This window comes from Wenzhouxiangella indolica, assembly GCF_042310355.1.
Taxonomy (GTDB): Bacteria; Pseudomonadota; Gammaproteobacteria; order Xanthomonadales; family Wenzhouxiangellaceae; genus Wenzhouxiangella.
In genome coordinates this window covers 36,004-54,817 of the sequence record NZ_JBHJMR010000008.1, presented here as the reverse complement: position 1 = coordinate 54,817, position 18,814 = coordinate 36,004, and the positions used below count along the sequence as shown (strand labels likewise).

At 67.7% G+C, this 18,814-nt stretch carries 14 protein-coding genes; 5 read left to right on the top strand and 9 right to left on the bottom strand.

The features are described from left to right. Positions 1-40 precede the first annotated feature (40 nt). Entirely contained in the window at positions 41-898 is an 858-nt protein-coding gene (locus ACDC67_RS10185; protein WP_376692825.1) for an NAD(P)-dependent oxidoreductase, read from the bottom strand. A gap of 572 nt (positions 899-1,470) precedes the next feature. Then, positions 1,471-3,333 carry a biosynthetic arginine decarboxylase gene (gene speA, locus ACDC67_RS10180; protein ID WP_376692824.1) on the bottom strand — a complete coding sequence of 621 codons (1,863 nt, stop codon included), beginning with the start codon at positions 3,331-3,333 and terminating at the stop codon, positions 1,471-1,473. A 77-nt stretch (positions 3,334-3,410) separates the two neighbouring features. Between speA and speE the strand changes: the two genes are divergently transcribed. Continuing rightward, positions 3,411-4,247 (top strand): polyamine aminopropyltransferase, encoded by an 837-nt coding sequence (speE, locus tag ACDC67_RS10175; protein WP_376692822.1) that lies wholly within the window; start codon positions 3,411-3,413, stop codon positions 4,245-4,247. Between the two features lie 888 nt (positions 4,248-5,135). Here speE and ACDC67_RS10170 read toward each other — a convergent pair. The 5 genes from ACDC67_RS10170 to ACDC67_RS10150 all read right to left on the bottom strand — a co-directional run bounded on the left by ACDC67_RS10170 (position 5,136) and on the right by ACDC67_RS10150 (position 11,191). Continuing rightward, positions 5,136-5,570, bottom strand: a complete 435-nt coding sequence (locus tag ACDC67_RS10170) for a DUF3617 domain-containing protein (RefSeq protein ID WP_376692820.1) — start codon at positions 5,568-5,570, stop codon at positions 5,136-5,138. Positions 5,571-5,749: 179 nt separating this feature from the next. Then, positions 5,750-7,531 (bottom strand): M56 family metallopeptidase, encoded by a 1,782-nt coding sequence (locus ACDC67_RS10165; RefSeq protein WP_376692819.1) that lies wholly within the window; start codon positions 7,529-7,531, stop codon positions 5,750-5,752. Beyond that, positions 7,528-7,929, bottom strand: a complete 402-nt coding sequence (locus ACDC67_RS10160) for a BlaI/MecI/CopY family transcriptional regulator (protein WP_376692817.1) — start codon at positions 7,927-7,929, stop codon at positions 7,528-7,530. The genes ACDC67_RS10165 and ACDC67_RS10160 overlap by 4 nt, the downstream gene beginning before the upstream one ends. Positions 7,930-8,016: 87 nt before the next feature. Then, positions 8,017-10,473: an ATP-dependent helicase HrpB gene (gene hrpB / locus ACDC67_RS10155; protein WP_376692816.1), complete on the bottom strand. Its 2,457-nt coding sequence runs from the start codon at positions 10,471-10,473 to the stop codon at positions 8,017-8,019. A gap of 160 nt (positions 10,474-10,633) precedes the next feature. After that, entirely contained in the window at positions 10,634-11,191 is a 558-nt protein-coding gene (locus tag ACDC67_RS10150) for a thioredoxin family protein (RefSeq protein WP_376692814.1), read from the bottom strand. 235 nt (positions 11,192-11,426) lie between these two features. Between ACDC67_RS10150 and ACDC67_RS10145 the strand changes: the two genes are divergently transcribed. Continuing rightward, positions 11,427-14,249: an endonuclease/exonuclease/phosphatase family protein gene (locus ACDC67_RS10145; RefSeq protein WP_376692812.1), complete on the top strand. Its 2,823-nt coding sequence runs from the start codon at positions 11,427-11,429 to the stop codon at positions 14,247-14,249. Positions 14,250-14,255: 6 nt separating this feature from the next. Here ACDC67_RS10145 and ACDC67_RS10140 read toward each other — a convergent pair whose 3' ends face one another. Further along, positions 14,256-15,155 carry a LysR family transcriptional regulator gene (locus tag ACDC67_RS10140; protein WP_376692811.1) on the bottom strand — a complete coding sequence of 300 codons (900 nt, stop codon included), beginning with the start codon at positions 15,153-15,155 and terminating at the stop codon, positions 14,256-14,258. 140 nt (positions 15,156-15,295) lie between these two features. Between ACDC67_RS10140 and ACDC67_RS10135 the strand changes: the two genes are divergently transcribed. Together ACDC67_RS10135 and ACDC67_RS10130 are read left to right on the top strand one after the other, a co-directional pair. Next, entirely contained in the window at positions 15,296-15,898 is a 603-nt protein-coding gene (locus ACDC67_RS10135) for an FMN-dependent NADH-azoreductase (protein WP_376692810.1), read from the top strand. A gap of 22 nt (positions 15,899-15,920) precedes the next feature. Then, the gene (locus ACDC67_RS10130) at positions 15,921-16,790 is read left to right on the top strand and encodes a pirin family protein (protein WP_376692809.1); all 870 of its coding nucleotides are present in this window, start codon (positions 15,921-15,923) and stop codon (positions 16,788-16,790) included. A 17-nt stretch (positions 16,791-16,807) separates the two neighbouring features. On the opposite strand, the gene ACDC67_RS10125 is transcribed toward ACDC67_RS10130, so the two are convergent. After that, a complete protein-coding gene (locus tag ACDC67_RS10125; RefSeq protein WP_376692807.1) occupies positions 16,808-17,155 on the bottom strand; it encodes a c-type cytochrome in 348 nt (115 codons plus the stop codon). A 248-nt stretch (positions 17,156-17,403) separates the two neighbouring features. Between ACDC67_RS10125 and ACDC67_RS10120 the strand changes: the two genes are divergently transcribed. Then, complete coding sequence (locus ACDC67_RS10120; RefSeq protein WP_376692805.1) at positions 17,404-18,474, top strand: COX15/CtaA family protein; 1,071 nt, start codon at positions 17,404-17,406, stop codon at positions 18,472-18,474. Positions 18,475-18,814 lie beyond the last annotated feature (340 nt).

Below are 18,814 nucleotides of genomic sequence, written 5' to 3'. Positions count from 1 at the left end.
GCATCCATCCATCCGCGCCGGGCGGCGCGGCTCGCCGGGTTCAGGCACGTTTTTGCCGGAACAGGGCCGAGATATCGCGGCCGGTTTCGCCGGCGTCGACGAGGGCCTGGTAGTCGGTCAGCGCCTGGGTGAGTACGGCCGAGTCGTAGCCGGCTTCCCGGCACAGGTGGTCGCAGATCTTCAGGTCCTTTAGCAGGAGTCTAGGGGCGAAGCCGGTCTCGAAGGAATCCTCGAGCATGGTGCGGCCGCGCTTGTCGAGGAACCAGTTACCGGCCGCGCCGCCGCCGAGCAGCTCCAGCATCGCTTCGCGCGGCAGCTCGAGCCGTTCCATCAGTGCGAGCGATTCGCACACCGCCTCGGCGATGCCGGCGACCATCAGCTGGTTGACCGCCTTGGCCGACTGGCCGGCGCCCGCGGGGCCCAGGTGGTGGACGAGGCGGGCGTAGCTGTTCATGACCGGCCGGGCTTTTTCGACTGCCTCGGCCTCGCCCCCGGCCATGACGGCCAGTTGTCCGTTCTTGGCGCCCTCCACGCCGCCGGTGACCGGTGCGTCGATAAAGGCGACGTCCAGTGCGGCCAGTTGCTCGGCGAGCTCGCGGGCGGTGGCGGGTGCGACCGTGGAGTGGTCGATCACGATCTGGCCGGCGCGCAGGGAAGCGCGCATTGCGGCGACGACCTCGCGCAGGTCGTCGTCTGCGGACACGCACAGGCAGACGACCTCGACCGCCGCGGTCAGCTCGGCCGGCGACCCAGCGGCTGAAACGCCCTCGTGCCCGGCGGCGAAAGCCTCCGACTTCTCTGCGCTGCGATTCCACACGGCCGCGAGATGGCCGTGGTCGTGAAGATGGCCCGCCATGGGCCAACCCATGGCGCCGAGTCCGATCCAGCCTGTTTTCATGGTGTCTCCTGTTTGGTCGTTATCCATATATTGAACCGCAGATCAACGCAGATGAACACAGATTGTGAGAAGGATGTGTGGCGCGCCAGCGCAATGCATGGTCTTCCGGCGTTGGATGATGCGTTACGGCCCTTCGGGCCTCCACGCATCCTACGATTTCATGTTCGATCGCTGGTGGGGCGCTCAATTGTCCGTAGGATGTGTGGAGCGTCAGCGCAACGCATCGTTTCCGGCGTTGGGATGATGCGTTACGGCCCTTCGGCCTCCACGCATCCTACGATTCCACGCCCGTTCGCCGGTGGGGCGTTCAATTGTCCGTAGGATGCGTGGAGCGTCAGCGCAACGCATCGTTCTTCCGGCGTTGGGATGATGCGTTACGGCCTTCGGCCTCCACGCATCCTACGCTTCCACGTTCGGTCGCCGGCTGGGCCACCGATCATCCGTAGGATGTGTGGAGCGTCAGCGCAACGCATCGTTTCCCGGCGTTGGGATGATGCGTTACGGCCTTCGGCCTCCACGCATCCTACGATCCTCGAGTCCCGAGTCCCGAGTCCCGAGTCCCGAGTCCCGAATCAAGTCTCCAGATACGTATACGCCGACAGCCCCTCCGCCAACAAGCGCTCGAGCGCGTCGGCTTCGTCGCGTGGCAGGCCGGCGGCGGCGACGCGGGCGCGGCAGGCGGTCATGAGTTCGCGCGGGTTGTAGCCGACCAGTTCCAGCAGCATGTCGGCGCTGTCGCCGGCGCGGGCGTTGTCGAGGCGGAAGCCGCCGTTGTCGAGGTGCACATCGATGCTGTCGGTGTCGCCGAAGAGGTTGTGGATGTCGCCCAGGGTTTCCTGGTAGGCACCGGCCAGGAAGATGCCCAGCAGGTAGGTCTCGTCGGGGCCGATGCGGTGGACCGGCAGGGTCGGTTCGAGCAGGCCGCGATCGACGTACTGGTCGATTCTACCGTCGGAATCGCAGGTCAGATCCTCGAGCACGGCGCGCTCGGTCGGTTCCTCGTCGAGCCGGCTCAGCGGCACGATGGGAAAGACCTGGTCGATGGCCCAGATATCGGGCAGCGACTGGAAGATCGACAGATTGATAAAGTACTTGGCCGAGAGCCGGTAGCGGATGCGCTCGCCGAGCTCGCGGTGGCGGCGATGCTCGGGATCGAGCTGCAGGGCGACACGCTCGAGGACGGCGTTGTAGATGGGTTCCAGGCGGGCCCGGTCGGGCAGCGGCAGGTCGCCGTAGAGAAACAGGTTGCGGCCTTCCTCGAGCAGGTGTTCGGCCTCGAGAAAGCTCTCCTCGGGTTCGCGCTCGTCGGCCTGGGCCAGCACCTCGGCCAGGCCGCGGATGACGGGCGGGTCGTCGGCGCTGCAGCCCTCGGCGTCGCGCGGCAGGGTCTCGGTCTCGGTGACGTTGGTGACCAGCACGGCGTGGTGCGCGGTCAGCGCCCGGCCGGATTCGGAGACCAGGTCGGGCATGGCCAGCTCGTGCTCACGGCACAGCTCGGCGATGCCGCCGACGATGGCGTGCGCGTACTGGCCGACCGAGTAGTTCATCGAGCAGAAGCTGCGCGTGCCGCCTCCCTCGTAGTCCACGCCCAGGCCGCCGCCGATGTCGAGGCGGCGGATGTCGATGCCGGCGTGGACCAGCTCGACGAAGTAGCGGCCGGCTTCGCGAACGCCGCGCTGGATGTCGCGCAGGTTGGAAATCTGCGAGCCCATGTGGAAGTGCAGCAGGCTGAGCCAGTCCAGGCAGCCGGCCTCGCGCATCGCCTCGGCCAGGCCCAGCACCTGGCTGGCAGCCAGGCCGAACTTGGCGCGCTCGCCGCCGGTGTTCTGCCAGTTGCCGCTGCCCAGCGAGGACAGGCGCAGGCGCACGCCGACTTCCGGGCTCACGCCCAGGCGCTCGGCCTCGCGCCGGATCAGCGGCCATTCGCCGGGTTTTTCGATCACGATGACCGGCTTGAGCCCCAGCCTGAGACCGCTCAGGGCCAGGCGGATGTAGGCGGCGTCCTTGTAGCCGTTGCAGATGATCAGCGTGCCCGGCCGGCTCACGGCCAGGGCGGTGATCAGTTCGGGCTTGCTGCCGACCTCCAGGCCCAGGCCGTCCACCCGGGAGAGCGTGCGAACCACGCTGGCCTGCTGGTTGACCTTGATCGGGTAGACCAGGGTGTAGCGGCCGCCGTAGTCCTGCTCGTCGATTGCGTTTTCGAAGGCCTCGCGCAACTGCCCGGCGCGCGCGCGCAGGATGTCGGGAAAGCGCAGCAGCATGGGCAGGCGCAGGCCGTCGGCGCGGGCGCGCTCGACGATGTCGGCCAGTGCGAGCCGCTGCGCCCGGTCGGGGCGCGCGAGCAGTTGCCCGTGGTCATCGAGATCGAAGTAGCCCTCCGACCAGCGGTCGATGGCGTAGCGGCGGCGGGCGCGGGCGATGGAGTCGTCAGTCATGGCGTCGATTGTAACGGGCAACCGTGGCGGCCATTCGGGTTAACATCGATGGTCGATTCCAGCCTGATCAAGACGCCATGCTTCCGACCGACCGCAAATGGTTTACCGAGGCCTGTTCCGAGGCCGGCAGCGCCCAGTCCTGGGCGATCGAATCCCGCCTGGCGCACGAGGTGACCGACTACCAGACCATCGACGTCTACCGCACCAGCCAGTGGGGCAACCTGATGGTCATCGACGGCTTCGTGATGCTGACCACGCGGGACAACTTTCTATACCACGAGATGATGAGTCACCCGGCGCTGTTCTCGCATCCGGCGCCCAAGCGCGTGCTGATCATCGGTGGCGGCGACTGCGGCACGCTCAGGGAAGTGCTGGCGCACGAGGCGGTCGAGCGCTGCACCCAGGTCGAGATCGACGAGCAGGTCACCCGCCTGGCCGAGAAGTTCTTTCCCGAGTTGTGCGAGCGCAACGACGACCCGCGCGCCGAGCTGGTCTTCGACGACGGCCTGGCGCACGTGAAGAACCTCGAGCCCGGCAGCATGGACGTGATCATCGTCGACTCGACCGACCCGATCGGCCCGGCCGAGGGCCTGTTCGGGCCCGAGTTCGTCGCCGACTGCCATTCGGCCCTGGCCGAGGGCGGCCTGTTCCTGCAGCAAAGCGAGTCACCCCTGCTGCACCGCAAGCTCATCGCCGGCATCCGCGACAACATGGAACGGGCCGGCTTCACCACGATCCGCACCCTGGGCTTCCCTCAGCCCTGCTATCCCTCGGGCTGGTGGTCGTTGACCCAGGCGCGCAAGGGCGGCGAGATCGAGGCGGTCACACCCGAGCGCTTCGAGGCGTCCGGCATCAAGACGCGCTACTTCAATCACGGGGTGCATGTGGGGGCGCTGGCGACGCAGTTGCCGTAGGTCGGGGTCGCGTCGCCGACGGACGACTTCACGCCCTGGGGCAGTGGGTGGGATGGCGCCCACCGGTCGCTGTGCGGGCCTCGACACGTCAACTGCGGTTTCGCCCGGCCTGCTTCGCAGGCTCTTTCGGCGAGTACCTTTTTTCCAAAGCGAAAAAAGATACGAAAAAGCGCTTTTCAAAGTCAAAGTCCCACGATCCGGGGTTTCAGGACTTGAGCCGCGAGGTGGCTGGCCCCTTCGTGGAGCGGGCTTCGCGAAGACTCGGTCGGAGGATCTGGTGGCGTTTGCAGGAATGGGACGAAGCCCGCACGAGGACGGCACGGCTTCGAAGGTGGCGCGCTGCGCGCGCGGAGGCTCGATCCAGATGCGTAGGATGCGTGGAGGCCCGTAGGGCCGTAACGCATCGGCTGATGCGTTGCGCTTCGCTCCACGCATCCTACGCTTCTCCGCAGCCGAGCAGATGGCGCGCGCTCAGCGCGCGGGGGTCAATCCGGAGCGTAAGCCAAAGATCCCGCCCATGGCCACTTTCGGAAATTATCCAGCGCACCACGCGATCAGCCGGGCCGTCGCGAAGCCCGCTCACCGAAGGGGCCAGCCCGCACAGTCGCCAAGCTCCTGAGATAACCGAGCGTTGGACTTTGACGTTGAAGCGCGTTTTTTGGTTACTTTTTTCGCGCGGGAAAAAAGTTACTCGCCGCAAGAGCGCAAAGCGCCGGGCGAAACAGAATTTGACTTGTCGAGGCCCGCACCGCGGCCGGTGATGCCAACCCACCCCACGCCCGACTCGTGAAGCACCCCGAGCACAACGGCGCCCGCCCGGTGGTCACCAACAAAAAAGCCGGGCGGTGCCCGGCTTCTTGCTGACTGACTCGGCTTGTTGGCGCCGGGTTACTCGGCCGGGCAGTCGCCGATGCGCTCGCCGGTGACGGTGATGGTCATCTGCATGGCGCCCATCGGGGTTTCCATGGTGCCGTCGATGGTGCCGTTGGCGGTGGTTCCGGCAAAGGCCATTTCGGCGTCCATGGTCATCTCGGTGCCGTCGGGCTGGGTGCACAGCATGGAGTAGTTCATGCCGTCGCGCCGCAGGTCCTTGTGCGTGATTTCGCATTCGTCGACGTCGTCGAGAAAGGCATCGCCCTCGGCGATATCCTCGGCGGTGACGCATTCCTCGCTGGTCTGGTTCTGGTCAGGAATCGGCACGTCGCCGGAGAACGTCATGCTGTTTTCGTATTTCCACAGGCCGGGCTCGATGTTGGGCGTCTCCGCGACGGCAACGGTGGCCAGGCCAAGCGCCAGGGCGGCGGCAAGGGTACGTACGATCATTGGTCACTCCTCGGTTTGGGGAATGCCGGGCCGGGCCCGGCGGTCTTCTTCGGCACGAATTACTGATTGGCGAAAGCTATAACGCAATTGGCCATCCAGTCATGCCACCCGCGCAATTGTACCGTGGCCGGTCGCGGCAACCTGAGCGGCGGCTGAATGCAATCTACATTGCCGCCGGGTTAATAGCAGCGCGGGATGCGCGATCCGGTTTCCCTGCGGCACTCGCCGCCGGCTTCGTCGCCCAGGTCGAACGCGAAGCCCAGGCGCATGCGGTGCTCGACGGGCTGGCCGTCCTGCTGGAAGGGCTCGAACCGCCAGTCGCTAACGGCCTCGCGCGCGGCCTCGGCGAAGGACTGGCCGCGCGGCGATTCGTCGAGCACGCGTACGTCGCGAACTTCGCCGCTGCGCGTCACCAGGAACTCCACTTCGACGCTGCCGTCGATGCCGCGCCGCATCGCGCGCGACGGGTACTCCGGTTCGATGCGTTCGATCAGCTTGCCGCCGGACAGACCGGGTTTCTGCCCGGCCGGTGCCGCCTTACGCGCGGGCGGCTCGGGCAGCATGGGGATGGTGAGGGCCGGCTGTGCCAGCATGGCCAGTTCCCGTTCGGCCGCGGGTTCGATCAGTTCGGATACCGGCGGCAGCCGGTCGGTTTCCATCTTTGGCAGGGCGGGCGGTTCGCTTGCTGCCGAAGCCGTGCCGGTGTCGTCGGTGGTTTCGGCTTGCTCTGCCGTCGGCTCGGGCAGCGGAGCGACCGCCGCTGCAAGCGAGCGGGTCGGTTGCGCCTGTTCTGTCGCGCTCGGCCGCTCGGCGCGGTCGATGGCGGCGGGTTCCGGTGCCTCGGCTACAGGGGCCGAGCCTTGCTGCTCCGGGTCCGGCTCGGGCTTGGGCTCCGGCTCCGGCTCCGGCCCTGTCTCCGACGGGGACGCTTCCGCAACGGGTTCGGCTTCCGGTTCGGGCGCTTCAGCTTCCGGCTCGACGAAATGCAGGCCGCCGGCGGTTGCAAGGATCAGCGCGAGCAACAGCGCCGGCCCGGCCAGGCCCAGCTGGCGGCCGGGCCGGCCGCGCTCGACCAGCCGCCGGATGCGGCTGAGGACTTGTCCGTCGTGCACGGCCAGCGCCAGCTTCGGCCCGCGGTAGCGCAGCTTCTCGATCGAGGCCAGCATTTCCACGTAGCTGAGGCGATCGCCGGTGACGGCCACCGCCAGGTCGTCGCAGGCGTTTTCGCGCTCGGTCCGGATGCGGCGAGAAACCCAGCGAACGACCGGGTGATAGAAAAGCGCCGTCTCGACGACGGTCTGGCCGAGGTTGACCAGGTGGTCGAGTCGGCGCACGTGGGCCAGTTCATGCGCCAGCACCATCTCGAGCTGGCGGGTCGGCAGGCCGAACAGGACCGCCGGCGGCAGCAGCACCAGCGGCTTCAGAAAGCCGATGACCACCGGGGAACGGATGCCGGCCGATACCGCGACGGCCGCGGGGCGGCCCAGCGCCAGTCGCCCGGCCAGCGCCCGAAGCAGGGGGCGCAGCGAGCGCGCCGCGTCGAAGTCGGCGCTGCGTCGCAGCTGGCGGAGGAAGCGCCAGCCGATCAGCAGGCGGGCGCTGAGGACGGTGACACCGGCCAGCCAGGCCATGACCACCCAGTGCGCGAAGCCGGCCCCGTCGCCCGTCGCCGGGACTGCGCCCGTTCCGAACCCGACCAGGACGCCCGCATCGACTGCGCCGGCGGCGGGCGCCGCGGCGGCGCCCGGGTTCGCGCCCAGCAGCAGCGCCAGCGTGATCGGTGGTGCCAGCGCGAGCAGGGCCAGGGTGGCAACGGCCACGAGGTAGCGCGACTGCGCCGAGCTAGCGCGCATCAGCGGCAGCGATGCGGCATAGAGCAGGCCGATGAGCGCGCCCTGCCAGAGAAAGTGGAGCAGCGACAGGCCGAGTGCGTCGACCAGGGCATGGTCAAGCCAGTTCATGTCCGGTCGCCCCCGCCGGTTTCGTGGCGCAGGCGCTGGACGAGCCGTTCAATCTCGGCGAGCTCATCCGCGCTGGCGGGTTTCGAGGTGCCCAGCGCCTGCAGCACCAGCTGCGAAGCCGATCCTTCGTAGACGCGATTCATGAAGTCGTCGAGCATCGCGCGCTGGGTGGACTCCTCGCCGCAGGCCGGCTGGAACACGTGGGCGCGCTGCGAGTCGTCGCGGCGGAGCAGGCCCTTGCCGTGCATGATCTGCATCTGCTTGAGCGTGGTGGTATAGCTGTGGCCGGCGTCGACGCCGATGGCTTCGTGCACGGCGCGCACGGTCGACGGACCCTGCTGCCACAGGTGCTTGAGGATCTTCAGCTCCGACGGCGTCGGCTTCGGGGGTTGGCTCATCGTGGACTCCCTGCGGGATACGGTGCCTTCGAATTCTGACGAAGCGATTCGTACGACGTTCCAATCTAGTCAACGGCCCGCGCGCTGTCAATCACCGCGCCGGCGCGTGCTTTCCGTGGGCCGTGCCGCGAGCGGATCTTCCGGCCAGGGGTGCTTGGGGTAGCGGCCGCGCATGTCGGCGCGTACGTCGCGGTAACCGTTGCGCCAGAAGCTGGCCAGGTCGGAAGTGACCGCCAGGGGGCGCCCGGCGGGCGAGAGCAGGTGAAGCGTCACGGCCACTCGTCCGCCTGCGATCGAAGGCGTCTCATGGCAACCGAACATCGCCTGCAACTTGATATTGAGTGCGGGCGGGTTCTCGGCCAGGTAGTCGAGGGTCGCCTGTCGACCGGTCGGGAGGGTCAGCCGCGCGGGTGCCAGTTCGCGCAGTCGTCGGGCCCGGTCGTGGCCGAGCAGGTTGGACACGATGGCGACCAGATCCAGGGCGTTCAGGTCCTGCCAGCGGCGCATGCCGGCCAGCCAGGGCGCGAGCCAGTCGTCGAGCGAACCGGACAGGGTGTCGTCGTCCACGGCCGGCCAGTCGTCCGGCCACAGCGAGCGCAGCAGGGCGACGCGGGCCTGGAGCTGGCGCGCCGCGGTATTCCAGGGCAACGCATCCAGCCCCTTTCGGCGGACCGCGGCCAGCAGGCCGGCCTGAAGCGTCTCGGGGCCGGGGCGTTCGAGCTCCGCCGACTCGAGCACGAGGGCGCCGAGACGACGCTCGCGCCGGGCCACGACCGTTCCGCGCCGCTCGTCCCAGTCGGCCGACTCGGCCGTCCGTATACGCGGTCCGAGCACCGATTCGATTTCGGCCCGGCTGACCGCCGCGGCCAGGTAAACGCGCGCCTCGCGCGCCTGCCCGTCGAGGTCACAGGCCACCAGGAATTCGCTGCCGGCCAGCGGGTCGGCGGCATCGACGACGGCGCCGCGGCCGTTGCTGAGCAGGAAGCGGCCGCGCTGGCGCGAACGTGCCTGCCCGACGCGATCGGGCCAGGCCGCGGCGAGAAGCGCGCCGATACCCAGGTCCGCGGCGGGGTCGTCGCGCCGGCCGCCGCTGATCCGCTCGGCCGCCCGGCGGATGCGCCCGAGCGGCCCGCCTGCGCGCTGCCCGGCCTGGCGCAGTCGCGCCAGGCGCAGGCCGATGTCCACCTCGTCGAACCCGCCGATGTCGCGTTCGCTGAGCAGGGCGGCCAGTTCGCCGGCGCTTCGGGGCAGGCCCAGGCGGCGCCCGGTCAGCACCATGTGTGCCAGGCGCGGATGAAGGCCCGGCTTGAGCATCGCCCGGCCCTCCGGGGTGATCCGGCCCTCGCCGTCGAGGGCGTCGAGGCCCTGCAGGAGTTCGACGGCCTGGTTCCAGGCGGCCGCCGGTGGCGGGTCCAGCCAGGCCATGCCGGACGGGTCGGTCACGCCCCACTGCGCCAGTTCCAGCACCAGCGGCGCCAGGTCTGCGGAGGCGATTTCCGGTGAGGCCTGCGGCTGCAGTCGGTCGTGTTCGGCCTGGCTCCACAGGCGGAAGCATCGGCCGGGCTCGAGACGCCCGGCGCGGCCGCGGCGCTGCTCGGCCGAAGCCTTCGAGACCCGATCGGTGACCAGGCGGGTCATGCCGCTGTTGGGGTCGAAGCGCGCCCGCCGCTGCTGCCCGGCGTCGACCACCAGGCGGATGCCCTCGATCGTCAGGCTCGACTCGGCGATGGCGCTGGCCAGAACGATCTTGCGCGAACCGGACGCTGCCGGGCGGATGGCCTCGTCCTGCTCGCGCGCGCCGAGCTGGCCGTGCAGCAGGTGAAGCTGCGTGTCCTTCGGCAGTCGGCCCTCGAGGCGTTCGGCCACCCGGCGAATCTCGCGCATGCCGGGCAGGAAAACCAGCACCGAGCCGGGCTCGTGCTCGAGCGCCTCGCGCACGGTGGTGGCGGTGTGCGCCTCCAGGCTGCGTTGTCGCTCGGGTGGGCGGTAGCTGACCTCGACCGGAAAGCTGCGCCCCTCGGCGACGACGGTCGGGCAGTGGTCGAGCAGGGCGGAAAGTCGTTCGCCGGGCAGCGTCGCCGACATGACCAACAGGCGCAGGTCCTCGCGCAGCGCCTGCTGCGATTCGCGCGTGAGCGCCAGCCCGAGGTCGGCCTGCAGCGAGCGCTCGTGGAACTCGTCGAAGATGACGGCGGCGTAGTCCGACAGCGCCGGGTCGGACTGGATCAGGCGCGTGAGGATGCCCTCGGTGACGACCTCGACTCGGGTCTCGGCCGACACGCGCGTGTCCAGCCGCGTGCGGTAGCCGACGGTGGCGCCGGCCTGCTCGCCCAGCCCGGAAGCCATGAAGCGCGCGGCCGAGCGCGCCGCCAGCCGTCGCGGTTCGAGCATGAGAATCCGGCGATCACCGCGCCAGCCGGCATCCAGCAGGGCCAGCGGCACCCGCGTGGTCTTGCCGCTGCCGGTCGGGGCCTGGAGCAACGCGGTTGAATGCTCTTCGAGCGTCGCGAGCAGCTCCGGGAGGACGGCGTCGATGGGGAGCATCGTTATTAAGGTTTCAGGGTTCAGGTTTCAGGGGCGCCGGGGTATATCTGAGCAGCGGTGGGCGGACAAGCCGCGCGAGGCCGCCTGGCTTCCCGAGCCCCGAACACCAACCCCTGTCTTGTTTTCCTGAAACCTGAAACCTGAACCCTGAAACCTTCTTTCACTCTCTCCACTTGATATTGCAGCCGATCGAGGGCTTCTGGTCTTCGGTGATCGGCAGTCCCGCCAGCAAGGCATCCAGGGCGGCGCGGACGTCGCGGCCGGTGACGGGTTTGTCGTTGCCGGGGCGCGAGTCGTCGAGCTGGCCGCGGTAGACCAGGCGGCGGTCGGCGTCGAAGACGTAGAACTCCGGCGTGCAGGCGGCGCTGAAGGCGCGCGCGACGTTCTGCGACTGGTCGAACAGGTAGGGGAAGGGGAAGCGCTTCGAACGGGCCAGCTCCGCCATTCGCTCGGGCCGGTCCTGCGGGTAGCCGGTGACGTCGTTGCTGCTGATGGCGACCACGCCCACCTGGTTGCGGTCGTAGTCGTTGCCCAGGCGCACCAGCTCTTCGAGCACGTGCTTGACGAAGGGGCAGTGGTTGCAGATGAACATCACCAGCGTGGCGTGCGTGCCGGCGATGTCTTCGAAGCTCAGCGTCTCCTGGCTGACGGTGTCGGGGAGCCGGAAGTCGGGCGCCGGCGTGCCCAGCGGGAGCATCGTGGATTCCGTTCTCGCCATGTCGTTCCCTATTGGTGATGGGTTGCATCCTCGGCCGGCGGACTTGCCAACCGGCTCTCGACAGTTTACAACCTGCAGCGCATGCGCCGGTACCAGCACGTTGAAACACCCCGGTCATGTGCGCGCAACCGTCCTGTCAGCCGATCCTGACATCATTGCGCTCCAAACGCTCGTGGCCGCGACCGGGAGGGTCCGCGGTGCCGGGTCTGTGCGAATCACAAGACAGGAAAAATCGATGAGAGCCATTCTTGCTGCGGCGTTGCTGTGCCTTGCCATCCAGGCCAGCGCGCAAACCGAGACCATTGCCTACTGGGCGCAGAACGCCAACGACCTGCCCGGCGGCGGGTTCGGCTTTACCACCACCAGCTTTCCGCAGGCCGCCGACGAGGGTGTCGGCGAACTGTCGCTGGCGAATTTCGACACTTCCGATACCGACGGCGTCTACGACTGCATTGCCAGCTTCGGCGGTACCAGCGACAACGCGCTGGGCGGCTATGGCTCGGGCGGCTCGCTCTCGCCGCAGGGCTGCTCGGGTCAGAGCAACAACGGCATGCACATCGATCTGGCCGTCGATACCAGCGGTTACGAGGATGTCGTCGTCAGCTGGGCGCAGCGGGGAACGAGTACCGGCTTCGACAGTCGCCAGGTTTCCTATTCCGTCGACGGCGGTTCCAGCTTCACGCCGTTCGAAACCGATTCGGGCGCGCTCGGCAGCAGCTGGAGCGTCGTCAGCTACGACTTCTCAGCCATCGGTGCGCTCGAAGGTAACAGCCAGGCCGTGATTCGCATCACGCTCGACGGCGCCAGTTCGAGCAGCGGCAACAATCGATTCGACAACATACTGATCGAGGGCACGCCGGGCACCGGGGGCGGCGGCCTGACGCTGAGCAAGACCGGCCCGGCAAACGTCGAGCCCGAAGAGACCCTGGTCTACGACATCTCGGTGGGTAATACCTCGGTCGAGAACGACATCACCGGCCTGGTCGTGACCGACACGCTGCCAGCCGATGTGAGCTACGTTTCCGACACCAGCGGCGTGACCCCGACCAATCCCTCGGCGGGCGTCTACGAATGGGATTTCGGTACGCTCGCGGCCGAGGGCAGCATCGACTTCTCGCTCACGGTCGAGGTGGCGGCCGGCGCCAGCGGCGACCTGACCAACCAGATCGAGGCGGCAGGCACGCTCAACGCCGAATCCGTAACGGCCAGTGACCAGCACGTCACCGGCGTGATCGCGCCGCTTTCGATTCACCAGGTCCAGGGCGAGGGCCTGCGCTCGCCCTTCGCGCCCGCCAGCGGCAACGGCGACGGCGATTTCGTTGCCCTCGACGACAACATCGTCACCGCCCTGGCCGACAACGGCTTTTTCCTGCAGATGCCCGACGATCGCGATTCCAGCGACCTGCCGCTGGCCTCGCGCGGCATCTTCGTCTACACCGCCGCCGCGCCGACCGTGGCCGTCGGTGACCGCCTGACGCTCGGCGGCAACGTCGCCGAGTTCTTCGACAGCACGCAGATCACCAATCCGACGGGTATCGATGTCCTCGCCTCGGGCGAGGCCTTGCCGGAAGTCGTCGACTTCGACGCGCAGCTGCCTTCGCCGGATCCGGAATCGCCCAGCTGTGGCGTCAACAACTTCGAATGCTTCGAGGGCATGCGCGTTCGCGTGGCCGACGCCTTCGTCACCGCGCCCAACCAGAGCTTCGGCACCGACCCGGTGGCCGAGGCGGTCATCACCGCCTCGGGCGAGCGCTCGCTGCGCGAGCCGGGCGTCGAGTACCCCGGCCTGGGCGGCACATGCCCGCAGTGCGCCGTCTGGGACGGCAACCCGGAAGCGTTTGAAATCGACTTCGACCGCCTCGGGCTGGCCAACGCCGAGGTCACGGGTGGTACGCGCCTGGAGGCGACCGGTGTGCTCGGCTACGAGTTCAGCGACTACGAGATCTGGCCGACGAGCTACCAGATCCTCGAGGAGCCGAGCCTGCCGGTGCCCGCGCCGGTTGCCGCGGCCGATCAGGTCAGCATCGCCTCCTTGAACGCGCTGAACCTGTTCGACACCGTGCAGGACGGCCCGCGTCCCATTCCCACCTGCGACGCCGGCTACATCGCCGAAGACCGCGAGACGCCCTCGCAGGCCGAGTACGACGCCAAGCTCGACAAGGTCGCCGGCACGATCATCGACGGCCTGGGCCTGCCCGACGTGATCGCCTTCCAGGAAGTTGAAAGCGCCGACGTGCTCGACGACCTGGCCGCGCGCATCGATTCGCTGGCTGCCAGCCCGGTCGGCTACGAGTCCTACCTGGTCTTCGGCAACGACCGCGGCAACATCAACAACGGCTACCTGGTCAATCCGGCCCGCGTGGCCGTCGACAATGTCGAGCCCATCGATCTTGACGCCTGCCTGAGCTCGGACAACACGCCGCTGCACGACCGCCCGTCGCTGCAGCTCGAGGCGCGCTTCATCGCCGACGGCGCCGACTGGCCCTTCGTGGTGATCAACAACCACATGCGTTCGCTCGGCGGCATCGAGGACGAGACCCGCACGCGCCTGAAGCGGCACGAACAGTCGCAGTCGGTCGCCGCGCGCATCCAGGCCCTGCAGACCGGTGATCCCTCGCTGCCGGTCGTGGTCATCGGCGACATGAATGCCTTCCAGTTCAGCGACGGCTACGTCGACGTCGTCGGTCTTCTGTCGGGCACCTCGGTGATCGACGAGAACCTCGTCAACATCGAGAACGACGGCGTGCCCGGATTCGACCCGGCCAACCAGGTCGACCCGGTCCTGCACAAGCCGATCGAGAGCCTGCCCGTCGGTGAGCGTTACTCCTTCATTTTCCGGGGTGTTTCGCAGGCCCTGGACCACGCGCTGCTCAGCGATGCGGCGCAGTCGCACCTGGCCGCCTTCGGCTACGCGCGCGGCAACGTCGATGTCGCTGAAGCGGCCGCGGAGGATGATTCCAACGTGCTGCGCAGCTCCGATCACGACGGCCTGGTGGTGATCCTGGATCCGGCCGGGATGGCCGATCGGATCTTCTCCGATCGCTTCGCGGCCGACTGATACCGTTCAGGCGGGTTTGCAATCAACCACCGCCTGGCCGAGCAGCTCGGCCAGGCGGCGGGTTCCGGGCCCGGCACCGTCGGCGTCGGCGAATACGAGGTAGAGGGTCGCGAATCGTTCCCGGCCCGTCTCCAGCGGCAGCGGCACAAGCTGCCCGCTGTCGAGTTCGCGCCGGATGATGTCCTCGGCGTACCAGGCAAAACCCAGGCCCATGCAGGCCGCTCGAATGGAGGTGGCCTTGCTGGTCACCGTCCAGCGCCGTTCGCTCACCCGGTAGGCCTCGCCGGCCGCCGGTTGGCTGCCGCTGTCCCGGACCACCAGGTGGCGGTGGGCGCGCAGGTCGTCGAGCGTCAGGCTGCGGCCCAGCTGGTGCAGATGGTGATGCGGTGCGGCCGCGGCGATGAAGCGCACCCGCATCAAGGGGTCGCCGACGAAGCCCGGCGGGATCGAGGAGGCGATGGCCAGGTCCACCGCCCCGCGGGTGAGCAGCTCGGTCGTGCCGCCGAGCACCGATTCATGCAGCTGGATGCGCATTTCCGGGAAGTCGCCCGAGAGCGCGTCCAGGCATTCGAGCAGCAGCCAGGTCGGGAAGATGATCTCGGCGGCCAGCCGCAGCTCGGCCTCCTCGCCGGCCGCAAGCCGGCCCGCCAACCGCTCGAGCTGCCCGGACTCGTCCAGCAGGGCCTTCGCACGCCGGTAAAGCGTCCGTCCGGATGCCGTGAGGACGGCCCGGCGTCCCTCGATTCGAAACACCTCCAGCCCCAGCAGTGTCTCGATGCGGTCGACGGCGTAGTTGAGCGTCGAGGCCGACTTGCTGACCGCCTCGGCCGCCGCCGCGTAGCTGCCGGCCTCCACCACCGCCACCAGCGCGCGCCACTGCTCCAGTGAAATCCTCGCGTGCGCCATGTTCGAACAGTTCGAATGAATCAGCCGTAATTCTGCGCTTTTTATCCGCCCCAGGCAAACGTATCGTGTAGTCCGTAAACCGTAAACCGTAAACCGGAACCCGGAACCCGGAACCCGAAACTCACACCGGAGTCAGCACCATGAAGACCCTACTCGTCATCAAATCGAGCCTGTTCAACGGCCAGGGCCAATCGAGCCAGCTGGCCGATGCATTCGCCGCGCGCTGGCGCGAAAACAACCCGAACGGCCGGGTTCTCTGCCGCGACCTCGCACTCGAGACCGTGCCGCACCTGGACGCCGAGGCCTTCAAGGGATTCCAGGCCGACCCGGCCGAGCGAACGCCGCAACAGCACGCGGCCGTGGCGGTGTCGGACTCGCTGATTGCCGAGCTCAGGTCCGCCGACGAGCTTGCCCTGGGCCTGCCGATGTACAACTTTTCGGTGCCCTCGACGTTCAAGGCCTGGATGGACCACGTCGCGCGCGCCGGGGTGACCTTCCGCTACACCGAGAACGGCCCCGAGGGCCTGATCGACGACAAGCCGCTGTACGTTTTCGCCGCCCGCGGCGGCCAGTACCAGGGCACGGAAATGGACACCCAGACGCCGCTGGTGCGCATGTTCTTCAGCATGCTGGGTATCCGCGACATTCGCTTCACTTATGCCGAGGGCCTGGCAATGGGGCCCGAGCAGGCCGAACAGTCCCGCGCGCAAGCGGTCGAAGCCATCGAACGACTGGCGGCCTGAAGGCCGCAGAGGAGAACGCATCATGACCACGACACGTACGCTCGAACGCATCATCGAATCGCTGCCGACTTCCGACGGTGCCGGCGTCAAGCTCCGGCGCAGCCTCGGCCAGCAGGCCAGCGACGCGGTGCGGCTCGATCCCTTCCTGATGCTCGACGAGTTCTATTCCGACAATCCGGATGACTATCTCTCCGGCTTTCCGCCGCACCCGCATCGCGGTTTCGAAACCGTGACCTATATGCTCGAAGGCCGCATGCAGCACAGCGACCACCTGGGCAACACCGGCGACCTCGGCCCCGGCGGTGTGCAGTGGATGACCGCCGGGCGCGGTGTGATCCATTCCGAGATGCCGCAGCAGTCGTCAGGCGGCATGCGCGGCTTCCAGCTGTGGATCAACCTGCCCGCGGCCGAGAAGATGAAGCCGGCCGACTACCGCGATATTCCGTCCGAGGCCATTCCGACGGTCGAGCTGTCCGCCGGCGCGGTTCGCGTCATCGCCGGTCGCCTGGCGCTGGACGGGCGCAGCATTGCCGGTCCGGTCAACGGCGAGGCCGGTCGCATGGCAACCGACCCGCTGTATCTCGACGTCCACCTCGAGCCCGCCGCCGAGATCGAGCTACCGGTCACGTCGGGACACAGCGCCTTTGTCTACCTGTACGAAGGCGGTGCGGAAATTGCCGGGAAGACCTTGCCCCATCGTGCCGCCGGTATCCTGGGCGACGGCGAGCGCGTTCGGATTGCCGCGGGCGGCCAAGGCGCGCGGTTGCTGCTGCTGGCCGCACGCCCCATCGGCGAGCCCGTGGCCCAGTACGGACCCTTCGTGATGAATACGCGCGAGGAAATCGAGCGCGCCGTGGCGGACTACCGTTCGGGTCGGCTGACGGAAGCCTGAGTGCCCGTTCGGGGCTCTCAGTCGTCGAGGCTGCGGATGTAGGCGACCAGGTTGTCGATGTCTCCATCGCCCAGGTGACCGAAAGCGGTCATCATCGGCGACAGGCCGACGGCCGGGCCGCCCTCGGTGATGACGGTGCGAATATGCGCGTCATCAACCGATTCCTGCCACTCGCTGCTGCTCAGGTCGCGCGGCTTGGGGTTAAGGCTGGCCGAAGCGGGTCCGTCGCCTTGTCCCGAAGGTCCGTGGCAGGTGGCGCAAAGCTGCTTGAACTGGGTTTCGCCGGCAGTCGCGTCGGCCGCGAGCGCAGAATCGGCCAGCAAGATGCCGGCGGACAGTACCAGGACGATCATCGGAATGCGCATTTCGATTCTCCTCATCTAGATGGTTTAGTGAATGCTTATATATTGTACGCCCAGTCGAGGCCCGGCAATCGCGGTCGTCGGGGTCGCCAATACATTCATTTAATATACAAGATAAGGCCCGGCGCCGGGAAGGCGATGGCTCGAGGCGCGAAACCTGCGCGGCGTGGACATGCCCCGACTTATAATCGCGAGCCTGCAAGCTTGCACGAGTTTGCGCACCCGACCACAGGCAGGAAGGCGCTTTTGCAATGAACTTGATCGAACAACATCATCAACGGCGCATCGGCATCTGGCTGATGGTCTGCTGCCTTGTGCTCTTCTTGCTCGTGATGCTGGGCGGTGCCACGCGGCTGACCGGCTCCGGGCTTTCCATGGTCGAGTGGGAGCCAGTCACCGGCGTGATCCCGCCGACCACCGAAGAGCGCTGGATGCGCGAGTTCGATGCCTACCGTGCCAGCCCGGAGTACCAGCAGGTCAATCGCGGCATGTCGCTCGACGCGTTCAAGGTGATCTACTGGTTCGAGTTCGGGCACCGCTTGCTGGCTCGTTCCCTGGGCCTGGTCTTCGCCCTGCCGCTGGCGTGGTTCTGGTGGCGGGGCTGGATTCCGCAGCGGTTGCGCTGGCCGCTGCTGGGCCTGTTGGGGCTGGGTGCGCTCCAGGGCTGGATGGGCTGGTACATGGTGCAAAGCGGGCTGGTCGACATTCCGCGCGTGAGCCCCTATCGACTGGCCGCGCACCTGAGCCTGGCGCTGATCATCTTCGCCTTCATGTTCCGTATGGGCCTTGGGTTGTTGATGCCGTCCGAGCATCGGCCGCATCCCATGCGGCGCTGGACCCTCTCTCTGCTGGTGCTGACCTCGCTCACGGTCTTTGTCGGCGCATTCGTGGCGGGTCTGCGTGCAGGCTTCGTCTACAACGACTTCCCGCTCATGGCCGGGCGTTGGATCCCGGAAGGCATCCTCGGGCTGGAGCCGCTGTGGCGCAATTTCTTCGAGAACACCGCCACGGTGCAGTTCATGCACCGTGTGCTGGCGCTGTCCACGCTGGCGGTGGCCGTCGCCGCCTGGTGGCGGCAGCGTCGCCACGCGCTGGACGTTGGCGCCCGCCGCGCTTTCCATATCCTGCTCGCCTTTGTCGGTGCGCAGGTGGCGCTGGGTATCGCCACGCTGATGCTCTACGTGCCGGTGGTGCTGGGCACGCTGCACCAGGGCGTGGCGGTGCTGGTGCTGGGGGCGGTCATCGCCGCCGACTATCGCGTCAGTCACGCGCGCCCCTCCGCCGCTCATACCGGGCGCCTAGCGGGCCATGCGGCTAATTAGTTGACACTCAGCCGCGGCACAAGCGCCTTGGGCAGGGCAGGCGGAGCCGCATAGCGACTTTCGCGAAGCGAATGAAGCCTTGCGAGCGCAGCCGTCGCCCGTGTTCCACTCGCTTGAATTGGCGACGGCCAGTCCTGCGCTCGCGCGCCTTGTCCGGCCCGCCCGGCGGGTCGATATTGGCGTATAGTGAATAAAGCAGGATCTGGTATACCTCTTTTTGCCCGAAATCAATCCTTGCCGCTACCCATGAACGACAACCGGCACGACGAAGATCAACTGATCGATTGGCTCAGCCCGGTTTTCCCGGGCTCGTATGCCGAGAACAACGAGCTGTTAAGGA